The 19,581-nt window shown below is 61.3% G+C and carries 21 protein-coding genes; 7 read left to right on the forward strand and 14 right to left on the reverse strand.

Features of this window, described 5'->3' with window-relative positions; genetic code table 11:
• Positions 1–43: 43 nt before the first annotated feature.
• Positions 44–772, reverse strand: a complete 729-nt coding sequence (locus AC1DYW_RS07705) for a Crp/Fnr family transcriptional regulator (protein ID WP_477225705.1) — start codon at positions 770–772, stop codon at positions 44–46.
• 158 nt (positions 773–930) lie between these two features.
• Between AC1DYW_RS07705 and hemN the strand changes: the two genes are divergently transcribed.
• Positions 931–2,280: an oxygen-independent coproporphyrinogen III oxidase gene (hemN, locus tag AC1DYW_RS07710; protein WP_477225706.1), complete on the forward strand. Its 1,350-nt coding sequence runs from the start codon at positions 931–933 to the stop codon at positions 2,278–2,280.
• A gap of 12 nt (positions 2,281–2,292) precedes the next feature.
• On the opposite strand, the gene AC1DYW_RS07715 is transcribed toward hemN, so the two are convergent.
• The 5 genes from AC1DYW_RS07715 to AC1DYW_RS07735 all read right to left on the reverse strand — a co-directional run bounded on the left by AC1DYW_RS07715 (position 2,293) and on the right by AC1DYW_RS07735 (position 6,119).
• Positions 2,293–2,724: a potassium channel family protein gene (locus tag AC1DYW_RS07715; RefSeq protein ID WP_477225707.1), complete on the reverse strand. Its 432-nt coding sequence runs from the start codon at positions 2,722–2,724 to the stop codon at positions 2,293–2,295.
• A 104-nt stretch (positions 2,725–2,828) separates the two neighbouring features.
• Positions 2,829–3,086, reverse strand: a complete 258-nt coding sequence (locus AC1DYW_RS07720) for a group III truncated hemoglobin (protein WP_477225708.1) — start codon at positions 3,084–3,086, stop codon at positions 2,829–2,831.
• A gap of 217 nt (positions 3,087–3,303) precedes the next feature.
• Positions 3,304–4,176, reverse strand: coding sequence for an SUMF1/EgtB/PvdO family nonheme iron enzyme (locus AC1DYW_RS07725; RefSeq protein WP_477225709.1), 873 nt, complete (start codon positions 4,174–4,176; stop codon positions 3,304–3,306).
• Between the two features lie 72 nt (positions 4,177–4,248).
• Positions 4,249–5,352, reverse strand: coding sequence for a copper-containing nitrite reductase (gene nirK / locus AC1DYW_RS07730; RefSeq protein ID WP_477225710.1), 1,104 nt, complete (start codon positions 5,350–5,352; stop codon positions 4,249–4,251).
• 320 nt (positions 5,353–5,672) lie between these two features.
• Positions 5,673–6,119, reverse strand: coding sequence for a pseudoazurin (locus tag AC1DYW_RS07735; protein WP_477225711.1), 447 nt, complete (start codon positions 6,117–6,119; stop codon positions 5,673–5,675).
• A 268-nt stretch (positions 6,120–6,387) separates the two neighbouring features.
• Between AC1DYW_RS07735 and AC1DYW_RS07740 the strand changes: the two genes are divergently transcribed.
• A complete protein-coding gene (locus tag AC1DYW_RS07740) occupies positions 6,388–7,071 on the forward strand; it encodes a Crp/Fnr family transcriptional regulator (protein ID WP_477226405.1) in 684 nt (227 codons plus the stop codon).
• Here AC1DYW_RS07740 and AC1DYW_RS07745 read toward each other — a convergent pair.
• From AC1DYW_RS07745 to AC1DYW_RS07765, 5 genes are all read right to left on the reverse strand, one after another.
• A complete protein-coding gene (locus AC1DYW_RS07745) occupies positions 7,068–7,283 on the reverse strand; it encodes a DUF1858 domain-containing protein (protein ID WP_477225712.1) in 216 nt (71 codons plus the stop codon). The two genes, AC1DYW_RS07740 and AC1DYW_RS07745, sit on opposite strands and share 4 nt — an antisense overlap.
• A gap of 95 nt (positions 7,284–7,378) precedes the next feature.
• A complete protein-coding gene (locus tag AC1DYW_RS07750) occupies positions 7,379–7,717 on the reverse strand; it encodes a DUF779 domain-containing protein (protein ID WP_477225713.1) in 339 nt (112 codons plus the stop codon).
• 66 nt (positions 7,718–7,783) lie between these two features.
• A complete protein-coding gene (gene adh / locus AC1DYW_RS07755; protein WP_477225714.1) occupies positions 7,784–9,301 on the reverse strand; it encodes an aldehyde dehydrogenase in 1,518 nt (505 codons plus the stop codon).
• 147 nt (positions 9,302–9,448) lie between these two features.
• A complete protein-coding gene (locus AC1DYW_RS07760; protein ID WP_477225715.1) occupies positions 9,449–10,417 on the reverse strand; it encodes a helix-turn-helix domain-containing protein in 969 nt (322 codons plus the stop codon).
• 453 nt (positions 10,418–10,870) lie between these two features.
• On the reverse strand, positions 10,871–11,839 hold the full coding sequence (locus tag AC1DYW_RS07765) for an alpha/beta fold hydrolase (protein WP_477225716.1): 969 nt from the start codon (positions 11,837–11,839) through the stop codon (positions 10,871–10,873).
• A 175-nt stretch (positions 11,840–12,014) separates the two neighbouring features.
• On the opposite strand from AC1DYW_RS07765, the gene AC1DYW_RS07770 reads away from it, so the two are divergent.
• Both AC1DYW_RS07770 and AC1DYW_RS07775 read left to right on the forward strand, forming a co-directional pair.
• Complete coding sequence (locus AC1DYW_RS07770; RefSeq protein WP_477225717.1) at positions 12,015–13,073, forward strand: PdxA family dehydrogenase; 1,059 nt, start codon at positions 12,015–12,017, stop codon at positions 13,071–13,073.
• A gap of 31 nt (positions 13,074–13,104) precedes the next feature.
• The gene (locus AC1DYW_RS07775; RefSeq protein WP_477225718.1) at positions 13,105–14,178 is read left to right on the forward strand and encodes a tartrate dehydrogenase; all 1,074 of its coding nucleotides are present in this window, start codon (positions 13,105–13,107) and stop codon (positions 14,176–14,178) included.
• A gap of 85 nt (positions 14,179–14,263) precedes the next feature.
• Here AC1DYW_RS07775 and AC1DYW_RS07780 read toward each other — a convergent pair whose 3' ends face one another.
• From AC1DYW_RS07780 to AC1DYW_RS07790, 3 genes are all read right to left on the reverse strand, one after another.
• A complete protein-coding gene (locus AC1DYW_RS07780; RefSeq protein ID WP_477225719.1) occupies positions 14,264–15,607 on the reverse strand; it encodes an MmgE/PrpD family protein in 1,344 nt (447 codons plus the stop codon).
• Positions 15,608–15,672: 65 nt separating this feature from the next.
• Positions 15,673–16,422: a 3-oxoacyl-ACP reductase FabG gene (fabG, locus tag AC1DYW_RS07785; RefSeq protein WP_477225720.1), complete on the reverse strand. Its 750-nt coding sequence runs from the start codon at positions 16,420–16,422 to the stop codon at positions 15,673–15,675.
• Complete coding sequence (locus AC1DYW_RS07790) at positions 16,419–17,129, reverse strand: FCD domain-containing protein (protein WP_477225721.1); 711 nt, start codon at positions 17,127–17,129, stop codon at positions 16,419–16,421. The genes fabG and AC1DYW_RS07790 overlap by 4 nt, the downstream gene beginning before the upstream one ends.
• A gap of 106 nt (positions 17,130–17,235) precedes the next feature.
• Between AC1DYW_RS07790 and AC1DYW_RS07795 the strand changes: the two genes are divergently transcribed.
• The 3 genes from AC1DYW_RS07795 (at position 17,236) to AC1DYW_RS07805 (ending at position 19,571) form a co-directional block, all read left to right on the forward strand.
• Positions 17,236–17,820 carry a chromate transporter gene (locus tag AC1DYW_RS07795; RefSeq protein ID WP_477225722.1) on the forward strand — a complete coding sequence of 195 codons (585 nt, stop codon included), beginning with the start codon at positions 17,236–17,238 and terminating at the stop codon, positions 17,818–17,820.
• Entirely contained in the window at positions 17,807–18,346 is a 540-nt protein-coding gene (locus AC1DYW_RS07800; RefSeq protein ID WP_477225723.1) for a chromate transporter, read from the forward strand. The genes AC1DYW_RS07795 and AC1DYW_RS07800 overlap by 14 nt, the downstream gene beginning before the upstream one ends.
• A 157-nt stretch (positions 18,347–18,503) precedes the next feature.
• Positions 18,504–19,571: an ABC transporter ATP-binding protein gene (locus tag AC1DYW_RS07805; protein WP_477225724.1), complete on the forward strand. Its 1,068-nt coding sequence runs from the start codon at positions 18,504–18,506 to the stop codon at positions 19,569–19,571.
• Positions 19,572–19,581: the final 10 nt, after the last annotated feature.

Consider the following 19,581-nt stretch of genomic DNA (forward strand, 5'->3'; position numbering starts at 1 on the left):
GGCCGGATGATTTCAGGTCGATTCGACCTGAAATCATCCGGCTCTAGGCGCCAGAGCGGCTCGCCAACCGGGTGAGGCTGTCCACCGTCACATGGCGGTTGTTGTCGATCCGGATCACGCCGTCTGTCCGCAGCCGGGTCAATTGGCGGCTCACGGTTTCGATCGTCAGGCCGAGGAAGTCGGCGATGTCGGCGCGCGTGAGCGGCAGGTCGAAGCTCGTCGCGTTGGTGGCTGGATCGAGCGTGGGATCGATGTTTCTGGCAATCATCAGCAGAAAGCTCGCCACTTTTTCCGCAGCGGTCTTGCGTCCCAGCGTCACCATCCAGTCGCGCGCCTCGTCGAGTTCGTTCAGCGTTTGCTTGAGCAGGCGATGCTCGAGCTCCGGCGATTGCTTCATCATCCGTTCGATCGCCGTCTTCGGAAACGAGCAAAGGGAGACAGCGGTCGCCGCTTCCGCGTTGATCTCGCTTTCCACCTTGAAAGGTCGTCCCAGAAAGTCCGGCGCGAACTGGAGGCCGACGATCTGCTGGCGTCCGTCCGAAAGGCTCTTCGTCAGCTTCACCACCCCGGAAAGCACGTTCGAGTAGCTGTCGACGGTTTCGGCGTCGCCGATCAGTTCGCTGCCCGGCTCGACACTGTGCCTTGACGAGGTCTTGGCGAGCCCAACCAATTGGTCGGGGTCGAGGGCACCGCAAACGCCGCGATGCCTTGCCTCGCATGATTGGCAAAGCACAGGAATGCCGGCGCTATGAATATCCTCACGCACTGTCATCACGATCGTCCGAGGATCCAGAGTATCGGCAAGATAGCATCGGCCAATTGAAAACGCCTTGTGGCAGTTTGTCCGGTGCAAGGGCTTTGACCGAAATCAAGGCATTGGCGTCCCGTCGCGGCCATTTTCCTGGCCATGCAAACACAAGGGATGGCGACATGCGACCGGAACTAGCTGCCAGGCTTGGCGAGAACGTGCCGCGCTACACGAGCTATCCGACCGCGCCGCATTTCCATCCGGGGGTCGATGCCACTGTCTGTCGAGGCTGGCTGGAGGCGCTCGGGAATGGCGATGAGATTTCCCTTTATCTGCATATTCCCTACTGCGACAGGCTCTGCTGGTTCTGCGCCTGCCACACAAAGCAGACACGTCACTATGACCCCGTAGCGGCCTATCTTCGCTCTTTGCATGCCGAGATCGCCACTATCGCCCGCATTGTCGGTGGCAAGGCCGGCGTGCGCGCCGTCCACTTCGGTGGCGGCTCTCCGACGATGCTGAAGCCCGAGGACATGGTGGAGGTAGGGAAAGCATTGCGGGCCAGCTTCGATTTTCTTCCGGACGCCAAGATCAGCGTCGAAATCGATCCCAATGATATGGATGACGCCCGCCTCGATGCGCTTGCCGAGATCGGCATGACTAGGGCGAGCCTCGGGGTCCAGGATTTTGACCCGAAGGTGCAAAAGGCAATTAATCGCGAGCAGAGCTTTTTGCAGACCAAAGCGGTCGTCGACGGCGTTCGCACGCGCGGTGTCGAATCGGTCAATCTGGACCTGCTCTACGGCCTGCCGCACCAGACCAGGGAGAGCGTGTCCTCCACCGTCGCGCAGGCGTTGACCCTGGAACCGGACAGGATGGCATTGTTCGGCTACGCACATGTGCCCTGGTTCAAGAAGCACCAGACGATGATCGACGAGGCATGGTTGCCGGGTCCGGCGGAGCGGTTTGCTCAATCACAACTGGCCGCTTGTCTTATGCTGAACGCGGGATATGAAGCCGTCGGCTTCGACCACTTCGCCAAGCCCAACGATGCGTTGGCCGTAGCGGCCAGAACCGGCTGCTTGCGCCGCAATTTCCAAGGCTACACGGAGGATCGCTGCGAAACACTGATCGGCCTCGGCCCGTCGTCCATCAGTCAATTTCGCCAAGGCTATGCGCAGAACATGCCGTCGACCGCCGAGTATGGGCGCATGGTCTCCGACGGTGGGCTGGCGGCCGTCCGCGGTATCGCACTTTCCGACGACGACCGCGTTCGCGGCTGGATCATCGAGAGGCTGATGTGCGATTTCGCCTTCTCGGCGATCGAACTGGTAGAGCGCTTTGGCGATGCTGGTCAAAGGCTTCTGCTCAAGGCAAGTTCCACTGCTCTTGATGGTCCTGGGCGATTGCTTGAACTCGATGGCGACAGCTTCGTCGTGCCGGCCGAAAGTCGCCCCTTTGTGAGAAGCATTGCGGCGAAGTTCGACAAATATCTTGAAGCCGGCAAGGCCAGGCATTCGGTAGCGGTCTGAGTGTCCACCCGGTCAAAAGTGCTCGCCAGCCCTGAACGGGCCGATGCGCGTTCCGGCCGCGATCAGATAGGCGGTCGACCAGCCGAGCAGAAGAAAGCCGTTCACGCCTTCCAGCGCCGCTAGCACGCGCCAATCATGGGCCGGCACCACGTCGCCATAGCCGACGGTCGAAAAGGTGATGGTTGAAAAATACAGCGCGGTCTCGAAGTCGGGCAGGACGCCGAGCAGGCGGTACACGCCCGCCCACAACCAGACCTCGGCTGTCATGACGGCAAAAAGGCCCATCACCACGCTGATCATTGCAACGACCCGGCTTCGCCGACCATGCATGCGAAATCGCGCCACCAGATGTCCCATCGCACGGGTGACGGCAATGAGGCCGAAGGTGTGAATGACGACCGTCAGGCTTATGACGATCGTGCCGACGAAGAGGTTGAGAGCCATGCGAGGAAACTAGAAGCCGCGAGGGACGCTTTCCTTGCGTAAAATCAAACCTGGCGCTGGCCTTTCGAGCCTTGAAGCAATCGGTCGGGTTTCGCCAAGTTCGCCTATTGGCGTGCGCCTGGCGCGGCGGGACCAATGCGAAAGAACATCGCCAGCTTCAGACTTGCCGCGATCCGCTCGGCTCTGTCGACAAACACCGCCGCCGTTTCCGGGGCGAAGAGTTCGGCCGCCGTCTGGCCGAAGAGGGCCTGCCAGATATCGAAATCGGCCTCGGTGACATCCTTGAGCTTGAGGTGCGCCGGCACCGGGCGTCCGTGATAGTCGCCGCTCTTGAGGACGACAGAACACCAGAAGTCCGTCATTTTCTCGAGATGAGGCTCCCAATCCCCGGTGATTTCGCGCGCGAAAATCGGACCGAGACGCTCGTTCTGTCTGACCTTTGCATAGAATTCGCGGACCAGTTTTCCGATCGAAATTCGATCAACGCCGTTATGGTTCAGAGCCTGTTCCGCGACAGGACGTGCCCGGTCAACCGGAGCGGATTTTGAAGTCATTCGTGCACTCTTGATTCTGCTGCAGTCAGGTCAATCCCAAGCTGCGAATGGTGGTTTGAAAGAAACCTGTCCGGTCGCGTACAAGCCGGAAACCCAGATTGTCGGGTGGCGTTCCTACGGCGCAGCCGCCGCTCTTACCGTCCCGAATGAAGTTCGACATATAGGTGCGGTGGAAGCCCTCCACGGCGTGCACTCCACAATTGTCGATCGAACTCGCGGTGCGCTTGTCATCGCTGCCTATCGTGGCGTGCGAATAGCATGTCGAGGTCCATTCCCAGACATTGCCTGCAATGTCCGACAGGCCCTTTGAATTGGTGCCGAAGGCGCCTTGAGCTCGCGGCTCGGGATCAGGTTTGCGTCCGAGCGCGGCCTCCTGGCGATACTGTGTCAGCCACCGTCGCGCCGGGTTGTTCGGGTCGCTTTCGCCACCGTCGATGTCACCTTTGAACCGTTCGCCGGCGGCGTAAGCCCACTCCACATCCGTGGGCAGCCGCCATGCCTCGCCTGTGCGGGCTGACAGCCAGGTCGCATAGGCCTCGGCATCGATGTGGCTGATGCCGGTGACCGGCACGTTGCCGATCTCGCGCGAGTCGGCGGGCTTGCAGGCACCGTCCGCCACGCAGCGTCCATAGTCCGAAACGCTTACCTGGTATTTCATGATTTCCAACGGCGCATCGATGGTTTCCCGCACGACGGGGGCTGCGACGGAATGGTTCTGCTTGAGGAATTCCCCAGGCTGTGGGTGATCGAACGAGCCGGGTCCCAGGACCACAAGTTCGCTCACGGCGACCGGTGTCGGCAAATCCAAAGGAGCCCTGTCGAGCGCATTGGTTATGCCCAAGCCGATCAGTGCGGCAGCCGCAGTTGTTCCGAATGCGAAGACAGGATCGAAGGGCATGGCACCAAGTCCGGCCGCACGTGCAACCTTTTGGCTCCGCCGCAAGGTTGCACTGAAGATCGGATCTCCCGTTTACGAGGCGATCGGCTTGGGTGCTTCGACCTGCATCATCAGATCGTCGTCCCAGGTTCCGTCGACGACAAAGTGCGCGGTTGCACCAAGTTCCACCGCCTCGATCAAATTGTGGTTCACATACGCGTAGATGCCTGGCTGCCGGAACGTGTAGAGCGCCGACCCAGCCGACCCGCCGCGGATAAACCAGGTTTCCAGGTCCTTGGCCGGAGGGTTGGCGAACTTGCCCTGTTCCCAGACAAAGTCGCCATGGCCGCCGATCAGGTGCGGGCGTGTGTCACGATTGGCCTGCGAATGAACGATCAATATCGTTTCGCCGACCTTCGCCTTCATCGCGTTGTCGCCAGTCAGCGATCCCGCCTTGCCGTTGAACACGACATGGGTGGGGATCAACCCGCGCATGACCTTGACCGTATCATCGTAATTGTCGCCGGCTGTTTCGTATTTCTTGAATTTCCCCCGCTCGTCGCGGGGGACGTAGAAATCGTTCTCGCCGATGTAGAAGATGCGGTCATAGCGAACGGGCTTGCCCTTGTCGTCCTTGAGGCCGTCGCGCGGCAGTATCATCACTGCTCCGCTCATCCCCGACACGACATGCCACGGGATCATCGCGCCGCCAGGCGCACAGTGGTAGACGAACGTCCCCGTGCGCGTCGCCTTGAAGCGCAGCGTGACCTGTTCGCCAGGATTGACCAGGGTCAGGCCGCCGCCGCCAAGCGCGCCGGTGGCGGCGTGGAAATCGATATTATGGGCAAGCGTATTGGTCTCGGGATTGATCAGCGTCAGTTCGATATAGTCGTCTTGATGCACGACCATCAGAGGGCCCGGAATCGATCCGTTGTAAGTCATCGCATTGAGCTGCGTGCCGTCGGCATCGATGATCGTCGGCTTCTCCTCGATCGTCATGGTGAATTGGACGACCTTTGGACCGCCCTTGGCCACTTGGTCATGAGCGTGGACGAACGGCGGCGCGACGAGGGTGACCTTTTCGCGCGGTAAACTTGCAACTTCGGCTGCACTTGCCACAACCGGCATTGCAACAACGGCCGCGGCTGCGGCCGCGGTAAGGACAGAACCTAACAAAGCTTCTCGTCTCGTAAGCATTTCCATCTCCTTTGTTCACCCATCTGATGCCCCAAGAATAGTCTGCTCGCGGGCCACGTCTTTGCGCTGGCGCAAATCCGATTTCATTTGTTGCGTTGCTCGATTGACGGGGCGAGTAGCCGAGCCCGGCCGGCCGAGGTTCACTGACTGCCAGCTCCAGATCAGCAACCTTGGATAAGGCAACCGCTGGGGACGGGAGGATCGTGTCGCGGACTGCCAATCGTGACCCATATGAAATAGGCCGGACCAGACCGCTCCCCTCGGTCTGTCCGGCCTCTGCCTCCGGAAGATCGCCAACCGGAGGGCATCCTGGAAAAGGCTCAGTTCGAAGCAGTCTTGGTCGCTTCGGCAAACAGTCCGGCAAACACGGTTTTGGCTTTGCCGACCTGCTTGACGGCCTGCGCCGCTTCCAGGTTGGCGGGCTTGCCGACCACGATCAGCGCAACCATGCCCATGCCGTAATGTGGAGCACACTTGACGCCATAGACGCCCTCCTTGGTGAGGGTCACGATTACTTCTTCGCTGGGCTTCCCTTTGAAAGCTTCAGCACCGTCCGGGATCATTCCTTTGATGCTCTCGGCATTGTGCGATTTGTCGGTCGGCACAAATTTGATCGTGTCTCCGGGCACTGCCCGAACAAAGGCGGGCTGGAAGACCATCGAACCTTTCTCGCCCTTGTTCAGCATCTGCACGACGTGTTCTTCGGCATTCGCGGCACCGGCGACGGAGAGCAGGGCGATGGCCGCGGCGATCAGTGGCAGTTTCATTTGGAAATCCTTTTCTTGAGTTCGTCACGGCTTCAACCGTTGCCTTCTTCTAGGCCGCCAGGCGGCTTGGCGATTTGCGCTGGCGCAAACTCATGAGCAAAAACATCCTTGGAGCTTCTCGTTTGGCGTGGCGCATGGACGAGAGCCAAAGCATGCGCCCCTTGCCCCGCATCAGGCGTCGTGAGAACACTCTTCGGCAGACCGGCTTGGATGCATTGGCCGCGGTCGAATTCGGGAGGGGACAGAGTTGGTTAGCCTCGATCGCTCGCTGATTGCAGGGCTTTCTGTCTTTGAGGGCGTCGCCGCCACGGATCTCGACCGCATCGTTGGCCAGGCCAGGTCGCTCCGGATCGCCAAGGACCAGCCGGTGTTCGAGCAGGAGCAGGATGCACATTCCTTTTTCCTGCTGCTCGACGGACATGTGCGCGTCGTGAAATCAACCCCGGACGGTCACGAGGTGACTGTGCGGTACATAAGTCCGGGCGAGTTGATGGGCATCGCCCACGCGCTTGGCCGCACCACCTATCCGGCAAATGCAATCGCAGCCGTCGATTGCGTGGTTCTTGCCTGGGCAAGCCATCTATGGCCGACCTTCGCAGCAAATTTCCCGAGCTTCAGTGCCAACACCTACAAAGCCGTGGGCACCAGGCTGCAGGACGCTCATACGCGCGTCATCGAGATGGCCACAGAACAGGTGGAACAGCGCGTCGCCCATGCGATGCTCAAGCTGGTCAAGCAGGCTGGCAGGAAGACAGAGGAAGGAATCCTGATCGACTTCCCGATCTCTCGTCAGGACATTGCTGAGATGACGGGAACAACGCTCCATACGGTGAGCCGGTTGCTCTCGGCCTGGGAAGACCAGGGATTGGTCAAAAGTGGACGCCAGAGGGTGACCGTAGTCGAACCTCACCGGCTCCTTCTGATCGCGGAAGGCCGCGCCGAGAAAAGTTAGTCAGGGTTGGTGCTTTCGATCGCGGCCCGCAAATCGGAGCCGAGTTGTTCCTCGTTCAGATCGTGCTCGCGTGCCGCGTCGGAAACTGTATGGAACGAAGCAATCGGGCAGCCGACGCAAAGCATGCCGTGCTGGAGCACCACCCGGATGGCCGCCGGCGACCGGTGCATGATTTCGTCCATCGTCGCATCGTCGCTGAATTTGCGTTTCATGCCGCTTGCCCACGCTTGGAAGCGGACATGCTGCATCTGATTTCCGGGATGCTCGTTGCGCTGGGACAAAGAGGAAGCAGCCCGATGCACCCTCATCACCTATGAACGGCGCAGATCGTCGACCGCGTCAGGAACCGCTTCTCCCGTCCGTTGTCGAGCGAGAACATGCCGCCGCGACCAGGCACTACGTCGATAATGAGATCGGTATGCTTCCAGGCCTCGAATTGCGAAGCTCCGATGTAGAAGGGCGCGTCTTCGATGTGGCCGAGCAGCACATCATGGTCGCCGACGATGAAACCGGCACGCGGATAACACATAGGCGAAGAACCGTCGCAGCAGCCGCCGGATTGGTGGAACACCACCGGTCCATGCTCGGCAACGATCTCCGCGATCAGTTCAAGGGCTGCCGGCGTCGCCGTGACCTTCGCATGCATGGTCTTTTCCGGATTCAGGATGGGGCGCGGCCCCTCGCGGAGCCGCGCTGTGAGCCAAACAAGGGATCAGAAGAAGCCGAGCTTCTTCGGGCTATAGCTGACCAGCATGTTCTTGGTCTGCTGGTAGTGGTCGAGCATCATCTTGTGGGTCTCTCGGCCGATGCCGGACTGCTTGTAGCCGCCGAAGGCCGCATGCGCGGGATAGGCGTGGTAGCAGTTGGTCCAGACGCGGCCGGCCTGGATCGCACGGCCGAAGCGATAGGCGCGGTTGCCGTCACGCGTCCAGACGCCGGCGCCAAGGCCATAGAGCGTATCGTTGGCTATAGCCAGCGCGTCGTCGTCGTCCTTGAAGGTCGTGACCGAAACCACCGGTCCGAAAATCTCCTCCTGGAAAATGCGCATCTTGTTGTGGCCCTTGAACACCGTCGGTTTGACGTAATAGCCACCCGCCAGATCGCCGGGCAGGACGTTACGTGACCCGCCGGTCAACACCTCGGCGCCTTCCTGGCGGCCTATGTCGATATAGGACAGGATTTTTTCCAGCTGCTCGGACGAGGCCTGGGCACCGATCATCGTCGCCGGGTCAAGCGGATCGCCCTGCACGATCGCCTCGACGCGCTTGAGGGCGCGTTCCATGAAGGTGTCGTAGATCGATTCATGGATGAGCGCACGGCTTGGGCAGGTGCAGACTTCGCCCTGGTTCAGCGCGAACATGACGAAGCCTTCGATCGCCTTGTCGAAGAAGTCATCGTCCTCGGCGACAACATCCTTGAAGAAGATGTTGGGCGACTTGCCGCCCAGTTCCAGCGTGACGGGGATCAGGTTCTGGCTGGCATATTGCATGATCAGCCGGCCCGTCGTGGTCTCGCCGGTAAAGGCTATCTTGGCAATGCGCGGCGAGGACGCGAGCGGCTTGCCGGCCTCGAGGCCGAAACCGTTGACGATGTTGAGCACGCCTGGCGGCAGCAGATCGCCGACAAGATCGGCCCAGAGCAGGATGGCCGCCGGTGTCTGCTCGGCAGGCTTCAGCACGACGCAGTTTCCGGCTGCAAGCGCGGGAGCAAGTTTCCAGCAGGCCATCAGCAGCGGGAAGTTCCACGGGATGATCTGGCCGACCACGCCAAGCGGCTCGTGGAAATGATAGGCGACGGTATCGTCGTCGATCTGGGAAAGGCTGCCTTCCTGGCCGCGCACGGCGCCGGCGAAATAGCGGAAATGGTCGATGGCGAGCGGCAGGTCGGCGGCGGTCGTTTCACGGATCGGCTTGCCGTTGTCCCAGGTTTCGGCGCATGCGAGGAGATCGAGGTTTTCCTCCATGCGATCAGCGATGCGGTTGAGGATAAGCGAGCGCTCGGCGACGCTGGTGCGCCCCCAGGCGTCCTTGGCGGCGTGCGCGGCGTCCAGCGCTGCCTCGATGTCGTGCGCATCCGAACGCGCCACCTCGCACAGCAGCTGGCCGTTCACCGGCGAGTGGTTTTCGAAGTAGCGGCCGGAGCGCGGCTCGGCCCATTTGCCGCCGATGAAATTGCCGTAACGCTTGTCGAAGGGCGCCTTGACCGAGCGTGAGAATTCTACCTTGTTCATGTGTCTTCCTCCCAGAGCTGACGCCGCGGAATGCGACGCTTGGGAAGGGAGACTTGCGATTTCCGTCGCTATTGTCACCGTGCCGAGGACAGCGGGCGGGCGGCATGTGTCGCAGAATTGCGACAGTCATGCGAGGATTTCGGAAGGTCAGTGAGGCCTGTGGACATCCAGGCGGTTGAGCTTGCGGTGCAGCGTCGCCCGGCTGATGCCCAGCGCCTGGGCCGCAGCCGAGACATTTCCGTCTGCTCGCGCTAGCGCCCGCTGCAGCACGCCGCGTTCAGCCTCGGCGAGGACTTTGGGACCGCTCTCGCCCCAACCAAGCAGATCTGCGGCGGGCATCGGCCTGTCGAGACACTGTTGCGTAATTCCAAGCGCCAGGCGGGCCGAACGGGTCGCGCCGACCACAAGGTCGTCCGCATCAACCGCGATCAGCGCGCCCGAACCTCTGTCGGTCACCGGCGCCAGCAGAATTCGCGCCTTCGGGAATGCCATCCTGAAGTTCTCCGCCTCGATCCGACGCACCGCGTCGACCACGGCCACCGAGATAAGATTGGCGAAGGCTTCAGTCAGATCGGCCCGGCAGGAAGACACGTCAAGCGCGGCCACAAGATCCCCCTGGTGATCGTAGATGGGAGCGGTGGTACAACTGAGCCCCGTGTTGCGCGTATGAAAATGCTGGTCGCGATGGATTGTCAGTGCGCGCTGTTCGACCAGGCAGGTGCCGATCCCGTTGGTGCCCTGGCTCTGTTCGTTCCAGACGGAGCCGGTCCACAAGCCCCAGGAATGAAAAGTCTCGTCATCCACCGGGGCGCCGCGCCGTTCGACCGGCACGCCGTCACGATCGGCGAGAAGGACGCAGCACCCGACGCCACCCACGGCAAGATAGAGCCGGTCCAGACTCGATTGGGCAGCACGGACGAGCGGCTCGCTGCGTTGCCGGGCCTCTCCGAATTCCGCCTCTGTAAGATAGCGTGGGGGGCTGCAGTCGGTCGGATCGAGCCGATGCAAATTGGAAGACCGTCGCCAGGAGGCAACCAGAGCGGACTTCGCCGCGGCGTCCGAAGCGATCGCGGCCTGAATGCGGTCGGCATGATGACCGGATAGATCCTCGCCCATGCTTATCCTCCCAAACCTCCCTTTCAGGCCCTGGATCAGGTCAACTGCGAGACAGGGCTAAGCTGTCATTGCGTCCGCTTTTCCGCTTTCGATCGTCACACTGTCAATTCGTCGGAAGAACTAGAAGGGCAAACCACTCCCCACCATGCTTGGCCGAACCGGTGGTCATTCTCGCCCCGAACGTTCGAACAACCTTGTTGAAGCGAACCGTTCAATCGACGTCCTGACAGCGTACTCAAACCAGATTGGGCATTCATTGATCGAGAGCAAAGTCTCACACGGCACGCCGCCTGGCGACATGGGATGGATTTTCTCGATGCTCCGGATCATCTCGATGCTCGGGATCACAAGCCGGACTGGCGAAGATTGGGACGTGGAACCGCGTGGGGGAGAAGCTGCCTTCAGAAGGGCGTCAGAGCAGAAGCTCTGACGCAAGAAGGCCAAGGTGCCGTATCAGGAGCGATATGGGGTCGGCTCAACGCCGTTGAAGAAGGTCCAGAAACTCTCATAGACCAGATCAGGCCGGTGCTCGGCTGGATAGTGACCTGTCGGAATGGCCCAGCCCCTGAGGTCCGGCGCCCAGGGCGTCCAAGCTTCAATAGGCGTCAGGTGACGGCCAACATGGCTGTTGCTGCCCCAGATCACCATGACCGGGCACTGGATCGTCTTCTTGCCGAAATCGGCTGTGTCCATGGCGAGGTCGAGCGTCACGGTCGCGCGGTAGTCCTCGCACACGGCGTGGATCTGCTCAGGCGTGGTGCAGCGGGCATACTCCTTGAAGGCTTCCGGCGTGAATATCTCCAGGCCCACGCCTTTCTTGTTGAGCTTATAGTTGATGTAGTAGTCGAGGTCGGCACAGATCAGCTTCTCGGGGAAGGGCGCCTTCTGCGCCATGAAGAACCAATGATAGCTCTCCAACCCCCATCCAAGGGTGACGTTGGTCAGGAGATGGTAGGTCGGGATGATATCCAGTGCGCAGAAACGGGTGATCCTGGCGGGCTGATCGAGCACCATCCGAAACCCGACGCGGGCACCGCGGTCATGGCCAGCAAGCGCGAACTTTTCAAAGCCAAGCGCGCTCATCACATCGAAGGCGTCTTCGCCCATGGCGCGGAAGCTGTAGGCGGCATGGTCCGCACCGCCGTCGGGTTTCGAGCTGTCGCCATAGCCGCGCAGGTCGATGGCGACCACCGTGAAGGATTTTGCCAGGGAAGGCGCGATGCGATGCCAGCTGACATGCGTCAACGGGTTGCCATGAACAAGCAGCAATGGTGGGCCTGATCCCGCGACGGCGACATTGATCTCGGCGCCCCTGGTCTTGATCCTCCTGTAGGAGAATCCCTCCATCAGGCTTCCATGCTTGCTTTCCAAGGGCGGCATAGAGGATGCGGCGGCGACTTCCGAGGCGTGTTGGCTGTCCATGGTGCTCTCCAGATAAGGTCACCCTTAGCCTCGCCTTCAAATTGAATACTGTCAACAATTTTCAGTTGACTTTTCTTGGATGCGGCGCAACATGGCTTCAAAGCGGTCACGAAGCCAGCCTTGCGCGGCCGATTTCGGGTGGCCTCACCACCGTTGAGCCGAAGGGGGCATGTCCATGGAAAATCCAGATAAATCCTCGCGCAAAACCGCTTCACCCCTGCCTCGTCTGGCCTTGCTGCTTGGTGATATGACCGGTATCGGCCCGGAGCTCGTTGCTCGCGTGCTGTCGGACGGCAGGCTCTCCGACGTGGCGCGCATTGTCGTTCTTGGCGACCGGCGTGTCCTGGAGATGGGCGCGCGCGACGCTGGCGTAGCGCTTTCGCTCAAGACCGTCCCGGATGTTGCATCCATCGACTGGGGTGCAGCCGAAATACCTCTTATCGACCTCGGCAACATCGACCCCGCGGCCTTGCCGCGCGGCGTGGTTTCACCGGAGTCGGGCAAGCTGACAGGGGACACCTTGGCCGAGGCGGTGCGGCTGGCGATGAAAGGCGACGTCGATGGCATCACCTTCGCGCCGCTGAACAAGGCAGCGCTTCATGCCGGCGGCTGGAAATTTCCCGATGAGCACAAGATGTTTGCTCATCTGTTGGGACACAAAGGCTATTTCTCCGAGATGAACGTGCTCGACGGTCAATGGATGTCGCGGGTCACCTCGCACGTGTCGCTGCGCACGGCTCTCGATCAGATCACCCATGACAGCATCATCGAGGCGATCGAACTGGTTAACCGCACCATGCAGCGCGCCGGTATGGACAAACCGCGCATCGCCGTTGCGGCCCTTAACCCTCATGCCGGCGAGAACGGGCTGTTTGGCCGTGAGGAAATCGACCTGATCGGACCGGCGGTCAAGGTCGCCGCGGCAACCGGCATCGACTGCAAGGGGCCTTTCCCGGCCGACACCATCTACATCAAGGCCTTCGCGGGCGAGTATGACAGCGTCGTCGCCATGTACCACGACCAGGGGCAGATCGCGACCAAGCTGCGCGGCTTCAACCGCGGCGTGACCGTCACGGCCGGGCTGGAGACCGTGTTCACCACGCCGGCGCACGGAACCGCCTTCGACATCGTTGGCAAGGGAAGTGCATCGACAGGTGCACTGGAAAACGCAGTCCGCCTCGCGGCCCAGCTTGCGCGCCGCAAGGACACGCAGCGCGAAGAGGCCGCAGCCTGAGCAATTCCCGTCGATCAGCCTGGAAAGCAAAATGACACAATCCAACAGTTTCCGCATCGCGGTCATCCCAGGCGACGGGATCGGCAAGGAGGTCGTACCCGAAGGCGTACGCGTTCTGGAAAAGGTCGCGTCACGCTTCGGCATCGGGCTGTCGTTCGACTGGTTCGATTTCGCCTCTTACGACTACTATGCCCGTCACGGCCGGATGCTGCCGGAAGACTGGAAGGACAAGATCGGATCGCATGACGCGATCTTCTTTGGCGCCGTCGGTTGGCCGGCCGGCGTGCCCGATCACGTGTCGCTGTGGGGGTCGCTTCTCCAGTTCAGGCGCGAGTTCGATCAGTACGTCAATCTGCGGCCGGTGCGCCTGATGCCCGGCGTTCCGAGCCCGCTCGTCGGCCGTGGTCCCGGCGATATCGATTTCTGGGTCGTGCGCGAGAACACCGAAGGCGAGTATTCATCGATCGGCGGTCGTATCTTCCCGGGCACCGAGCGAGAAGTGGTTGTGCAGGAAACGGTCATGACGCGCATCGGTGTCGATCGCGTGCTGAAGTTCGCATTCGAGCTTGCCGCCAAAGGCAAGCGCAAACACCTCACCTCGGCGACCAAGTCGAACGGCATCTCGATCAGCATGCCCTATTGGGACGAACGCGTAGAGGAAATGGCGAAGGCCTTCCCCGACGTGCGCTGGGACAAATATCACATCGACATCCTGACGGCGCAGTTCGTGCTTCACCCCGATTGGTTCGATGTGGTCGTCGCATCGAACCTTTTCGGCGACATTCTTTCCGATCTCGGTCCGGCCTGCACGGGAACGATCGGCATCGCGCCGAGCGCCAACATCAATCCGGACCGCAATTTTCCATCTCTGTTCGAACCGGTCCATGGCTCGGCACCGGATATTGCCGGGCAGGGGATCGCAAATCCGGTGGGGCAGATCTGGTCGGCGGCGATGATGCTTGACCACCTCGGACATGCTGAAGCGGCTGCCGGGATCGTATCGGCCATCGAGACCGTTTTGGCCGAGCCTTCGCTGCGCACGCGCGATCTCGGCGGCGCTGCAAACACCGTCGAGTGCGGCAAGGCGATCGTCGCCGCGCTCTGACTTCCAGATCAATTCTCTCAAGGCCGAGGACGACAGGTCGCCTGCATTGGCCAGGCTGGCCGCTGACGTCGGCGAAACCCGCCTTCTAGGTAACCGGGGTTGCGGCGTGGGCGATCGCAGCGGTGTCTTCGAGGCTCTCGATATCCCAGCACAGGCCGCGCAGACGCGCCGTTGCCTTTGCACCCAGAACCGGTTCGGCCAGTCCGCCGAACTTTGCGTTGAGGTCGTCGTCGGTCATCGGCCGCGCCAGGCTGCCGATCGCATGCTCGACATGCCTCTTGAGCACGCGACCGTCCCTGAGCTTGATCGTGACGTGACATTCGTCTTCAGCGAGGCTTTGCGACGCCACCGCGCTGACGCGATCGCGCAGCGCAATGACCTGCTTATCGCGCACGTTTGCATCGCTGTATTCTGCCTCGCCGGCGCGGCCTTCGATAATGGCGACCGCTGCCGAATGGTAGACGCTGAATTTGCCTTCGAGGCCGACCTGCGGGGTCTTCTTGCCGGTCAATTCCAACACCAACGGGTCGACTTCCAGCGCAATGCTTTCGATCTCATCGGGCTTCAGCCCGAATTCATTGCGCAATTGCACACAGCCGTCGATGATCGGGTGGATGACGATGCCGCAAGCGAACGGCTTGTAGGTGTTGAGAGCGATCTCGAAACTCTCGCCCAGGCCTTTTGTGATCTCATCGAAATTCCGCTCGGTGGACATGACATGGGCAAAACCGCGCGGCGCCTCAAGCACGCGGTTTGACGAGGTGAAATCGCGTTGCGCCAGCACGGCGGAGAGCAGTCCATTTTGCGCGGCGCGGCCGGGATGGAAGCTTTTGCACATGGTTCCGAACATCTCACGAAAACCCGAAGACTGTGTGCCGGCGATGCCGAGCGCCCAGATCATCTGCTGTTCGTTGAGACCGAGCAGGCGGCCTGCCGCGGCGGCGGCTCCGAAAACGCCGGCGGTTCCGGTGATGTGCCAGCCGATGTCGTAGTGCGCGGGATAGACGGCGTTGCCGATGCGGCATTCGACCTCGACGCCGAGGATGAAGGCGTGCAGGAGATCACGCCCGCTCACCGTCTGCATCTGAGCCAGGCTGAGGATCGCGGAGGCGACCGGTCCGGCCGGATGGATGATGGTCCTCAGATGTGTGTCGTCGAAATCGAAGACATGGCTGGCGATGCCGTTGATGAGCGCGGCGTTCAGGGCGTCCAGCCGTTCGCTGCGGCCGAGGATCGCAGCCTGATCGTTGCCGGCGAACGGTGACACCGCCGACAAGGCAATGTCGACGCTTGGATGTTGCGAGCCGCCCACCGCGCAGCCGGTCCAGTTGAGGAAGGAGCGCACCGCTTCGCGCCGGACGTTTGCCGGGACGCTGTCCGCGGATGCCGACACGACATAGCGCGCCAGAATGGCTGTAACGTCCATCATTTGATCTCCCTGGATCGCCGTCGGGCACCGCCCGGTGCATCGGCGTGCTTGCTGATTGGCGTGCATCACGCCATGAAGGCACCGCCATTGACGTGGACGGTCTGGCCGGTGATGTAGCGAGCCGCCGGTCCGCAGAGATAGCGCACGAGCAGTGCAACTTCCTCGGGTGTTCCACGCCGCCCGACAGGCGGCAGTTTCCCGGCATGATGAGAGGGTTCTCCGCCGGCACGTTGAGTGTCGATCATGCCGGGTGAAACGCAATTGACCGTGATGCCTTCACCGGCAAGGTCATGGGCGAGCGCCCGGGTGAATCCGGCCAGGCCCGCCTTGGCCGCGATGACATGGGCGCGACCGCTGGCGCCGGTATGAGCCGACAGACCGCCGATGTTGATTACCACACCTTGTCCTGATTTCTTGAGATGCGGGAGCGCCGCATGGGCGGTGAGGAACGCACCATCGAGGATGATCGAAAGCACTTCGCGCCATTCGGTGAAACTCAGATCCTCGAACGCGGTTTCGCGTCGCACGGCGGCGCTGTTGACGAGAATGTCTATGCCGCCGAACTGCCGGACAGCCGCGCCGACCAGCGCGTCGACGGCATTCGGGTCGACGACGTCGGCCAGGACGGCCGTAGCCCTGCCTCCGGCGGCGGTGATCTCGTTGACGACAGCTTCGGCTTCGGCACGAGATGTGCGTGCGTTCACGACCACCGCGGCTCCGGCTCGAGCCAGTTCCAGCGCCATCACGCGCCCGATGTTGCGTCCTGCACCGGTCACGATGGCGACGCGCCCCTCAAGTTCCCGCGCGCCGTTCATGCGATGTCCGTGGTTTTGGCGGCACCGCCGGTCGAATGCTCCGTGTCGGCTGCAGCCGGCAGGGTCATGCGGCTCTTGCCGCTCAGCACATGCGCAAACGCTGCATCCATGGCTGCTGTGGCGTCGCCCGCTCCCAGCGCTGCCACGATGCGGCGATGCTCGATATTGGATACGGTCAGGCCGCCGCCTTGCAGCAGCGCGCGCTCGCGAAACAGGTGCAGTTCCTTGACGAGCTCGGAATAGGCTTTGTGCAGCCGGCTGTTCCCGGCAAAGCGCAGGATGGAATCGTGGAATTCCAGATTGAGCGGATAGTAGTTGTCGAGCGAATTCGCGAGAACCGCTTCTTCCATGCGATCGAGTAAACTCTGGAGTTCCGAAATCTGCTCCGGCGTGACCTTGGTCGCCAGCAGCCGCGCCGCCGATGCAAACAGGCCTGCTCGCACGTCGTAGAGTTCGGCCGCCTGTTCCTCGCCAATCCTGCGCATGAACACGCCTCGATTGGGCACGAGCTCGAGCAAGCCTTTTTCGGCGAGCGCGCGGCAGACTTCGCGGATCGGACCCCGGCTCACCGAGAAGCGGATTGCCAGCGAATTCTCGTTCAATCGCTCACCAGGGGCAAATTCTCCCGACAGGATGAGGGTTTCCAACTCACGTCGAAGGACGCTCGTCAGGGAGTGGTTCTGGAGAAATTCAAGCTCGGCCCTCATGGGGTAGTGATCGACTATTTACTGCAAACTGTCAACAGAATACAGTGCCACCGACGCAGCGATCGAGCGCATCCCTGGTTTGAAAGCAGGAAGAATCGGAGGTTTCATGGATCAAATGGATGTCCCGCTGGCGCCTGACACGTCGCCCCCACCGAGCCTCCTTGATCTCTTCCTGGCGTTCACCAAGCTCGGCATTACCAGCATTGGCGGTGGTGTGAACGGCATGATGCACACGGAATTCGTAGTGAATCGGCGTTGGTTCAGCGACAAGCAGTTTCTGTCAGGGCTGGCGCTTAGCCAGTCCCTTCCTGGTGTCAATGTTGCAAACCTGGCGCTCTGGCTCGGGTTTCAATGTCGCGGTGTCGTCGGAGCCGTGGTGGCACTGGCGGCGGTGGTGCTGCCCCCCGCGGTCGCAATAGTTCTGATAGGAAATATCGTGCTGAAGCTGAGCGCCGATCCCGTGATCGGCGCTATGCTCGTGGGTCTCGCGGTTGCGGCAGCCGGCTTGTCACTGTCAGTCGGCTACCTTGCCATGCGCTATGCCTGTGTCGACGCGGTTTCAATTGCCCTCTTCACGTGCACGCTGATCGGCGCGACTGTCTTTCATTTCTCGGCTCTCGTCGTTGTGGCGGTGCTTGCACCCATCGGCATCGGCGTCGGCTTTGCAAGAAGCCGCCATGAAAGACGATAATCTGCTTGTCAGCCTGTTTCTGGTGTTCGCGCCTCTGTCCTTGATGGCCATCGGCGGGGGGGCCTCCATTCTGGGCGAACTGCAGCACAGCGTTGTCGACAACCAGCATTGGTTGACCAACAAGACCTTCCTCGACATGTTTGCCATCTCCCGCGTTGCGCCCGGACCGGGAACCCTGATCGTCACGCTGATGGGTTGGCATCTTGCCGGATGGGCGGGCGCGATCGTTGCGACGATTGCGATTTTTGCGCCGTCGTCGTTGCTGGTGATCGTGATCGCGCATTTCTGGCACAGCCGCCCCAATGCGGCATGGCAAGGGGCTTTGGTTTATGGCCTGGCCCCGCTCGCCGCCGGGCTGGTGCTGTCAAGCGTGTTCACTCTCTTGAGCAACGCGAAAGGGGGATGGATTGCCTGGTGCGTGGCAATCGTGGTCGCCGTTGCCGCGCGAACAATTCGTTTGGGTCCACTGACGCTGATGGCCGCAGGATCGTTGGTCTTTTGCGGGCTGTTGTGGGCCGCCGGATAGCGCGCCGCAAAGCCATTTCGATTCAACGCAGATGGCAGCGCTTTGTGATTCGTGCAGATAGTCGTCAGTTAATTGTTGACAATTGACAAAAATAGACCGACCTTTGGTATGAGGCACAGGCGCATCGCGTTTGTGAGGAAATGTTTCGGGAGGACCGATGGCCTTTGTGGAACTCGATAAGCTGACCAAGCGCTACGGCAAGCTGACGGTGGTCAACGCGGTCGATCTCGCTATCGAGAAGGGAAAACTGGTGTGCCTGCTCGGACCTTCGGGCTGCGGCAAGACCACGACCCTGCGCCTGGTTGCCGGCTTCGTTCAGCCGTCGGACGGTCAGATCCGCGTCGGCGGCCGGGTTGTGTCGTCGCCCCACGCCAGCGAACCGCCGGAAGCGCGCAACATGTCGATGATCTTCCAGAGTTATGCGCTCTGGCCGCATATGACGGTGTTCGAGAACATCGCCTACGGCTTGCGGCTTCGTCGCATGGGCAAGGCCGACATTCAGGCAAAGACAGGCCGCATCCTCCAGGCGACCAAGCTCGAAAGTCTGGCCGAGCGCTATCCGGGCGAGTTGTCGGGCGGTCAGCAGCAGCGTGTTTCCTTGGCGAGGGCGCTTGTCATCGAGCCGGAGACGCTGCTGCTCGACGAGCCGCTTTCCAATCTCGATGCCAATCTTCGCGAGGAGATGCGGTTTGAGATCCGCCGCCTCCATGATGAGTTCCGCTACACGACCGTCTATGTCACGCACGATCAGACGGAGGCCATGACCGCTGCCGATGTCATCGTGGTGATGAACCAGGGCAATGTCGAGCAGGCCGGCTCTCCCGAAGACATTTACGAGCGGCCGCGTTCTGAGTTCGTTGCACAGTTCATCGGCGGCACCAACATCTTCAAGGGCAAGCGGGTCGGAACGGACACCGTCGAATGCGGCAACGGTCTGCTGCTGCGCTGTGGCAGCGGCGACTATGCCGCCAACGGCCAGACCGCCGTATCCGTGCGGCATCACGATCTGCATCTCACCAACGAGAAACCGAAGGGCGATCCGAGCAACTGGGCCACCGGACAGGTCGTGCGCCAAGTCTATCTCGGGTCGCATCGCGATTATCTTGTCAATCTATCAGGTGGCGAAACCGTGCGGGCGATCGCGCCTGTCGATGTCGCGGTCCCGGAAAACCAGCAAATTTGGCTTCATTGCCCACCTGATCGTTGCCGGGCGCTCGCACACTAGGGAGAGAGAG

Source organism: Mesorhizobium sp. P2_D5, from assembly GCF_056404355.1.

Coding starts and splice junctions, on each gene's coding strand:
- AC1DYW_RS07705 (WP_477225705.1), bottom strand. CDS start 772: ATGACAGTGCGTGAGGATATTCATAGCGCCGGCATTCCTGTGCTTTGC.
- hemN (WP_477225706.1), top strand. CDS start 931: ATGCGACCGGAACTAGCTGCCAGGCTTGGCGAGAACGTGCCGCGCTAC.
- AC1DYW_RS07715 (WP_477225707.1), bottom strand. CDS start 2,724: ATGGCTCTCAACCTCTTCGTCGGCACGATCGTCATAAGCCTGACGGTC.
- AC1DYW_RS07720 (WP_477225708.1), bottom strand. CDS start 3,086: ATGACGGACTTCTGGTGTTCTGTCGTCCTCAAGAGCGGCGACTATCAC.
- AC1DYW_RS07725 (WP_477225709.1), bottom strand. CDS start 4,176: ATGCCCTTCGATCCTGTCTTCGCATTCGGAACAACTGCGGCTGCCGCA.
- nirK (WP_477225710.1), bottom strand. CDS start 5,352: ATGCTTACGAGACGAGAAGCTTTGTTAGGTTCTGTCCTTACCGCGGCC.
- AC1DYW_RS07735 (WP_477225711.1), bottom strand. CDS start 6,119: ATGAAACTGCCACTGATCGCCGCGGCCATCGCCCTGCTCTCCGTCGCC.
- AC1DYW_RS07745 (WP_477225712.1), bottom strand. CDS start 7,283: ATGAAACGCAAATTCAGCGACGATGCGACGATGGACGAAATCATGCAC.
- AC1DYW_RS07750 (WP_477225713.1), bottom strand. CDS start 7,717: ATGCATGCGAAGGTCACGGCGACGCCGGCAGCCCTTGAACTGATCGCG.
- adh (WP_477225714.1), bottom strand. CDS start 9,301: ATGAACAAGGTAGAATTCTCACGCTCGGTCAAGGCGCCCTTCGACAAG.
- AC1DYW_RS07760 (WP_477225715.1), bottom strand. CDS start 10,417: ATGGGCGAGGATCTATCCGGTCATCATGCCGACCGCATTCAGGCCGCG.
- AC1DYW_RS07765 (WP_477225716.1), bottom strand. CDS start 11,839: ATGGACAGCCAACACGCCTCGGAAGTCGCCGCCGCATCCTCTATGCCG.
- AC1DYW_RS07770 (WP_477225717.1), top strand. CDS start 12,015: ATGGAAAATCCAGATAAATCCTCGCGCAAAACCGCTTCACCCCTGCCT.
- AC1DYW_RS07775 (WP_477225718.1), top strand. CDS start 13,105: ATGACACAATCCAACAGTTTCCGCATCGCGGTCATCCCAGGCGACGGG.
- AC1DYW_RS07780 (WP_477225719.1), bottom strand. CDS start 15,607: ATGATGGACGTTACAGCCATTCTGGCGCGCTATGTCGTGTCGGCATCC.
- fabG (WP_477225720.1), bottom strand. CDS start 16,422: ATGAACGGCGCGCGGGAACTTGAGGGGCGCGTCGCCATCGTGACCGGT.
- AC1DYW_RS07790 (WP_477225721.1), bottom strand. CDS start 17,129: ATGAGGGCCGAGCTTGAATTTCTCCAGAACCACTCCCTGACGAGCGTC.
- AC1DYW_RS07795 (WP_477225722.1), top strand. CDS start 17,236: ATGGATCAAATGGATGTCCCGCTGGCGCCTGACACGTCGCCCCCACCG.
- AC1DYW_RS07800 (WP_477225723.1), top strand. CDS start 17,807: ATGAAAGACGATAATCTGCTTGTCAGCCTGTTTCTGGTGTTCGCGCCT.
- AC1DYW_RS07805 (WP_477225724.1), top strand. CDS start 18,504: ATGGCCTTTGTGGAACTCGATAAGCTGACCAAGCGCTACGGCAAGCTG.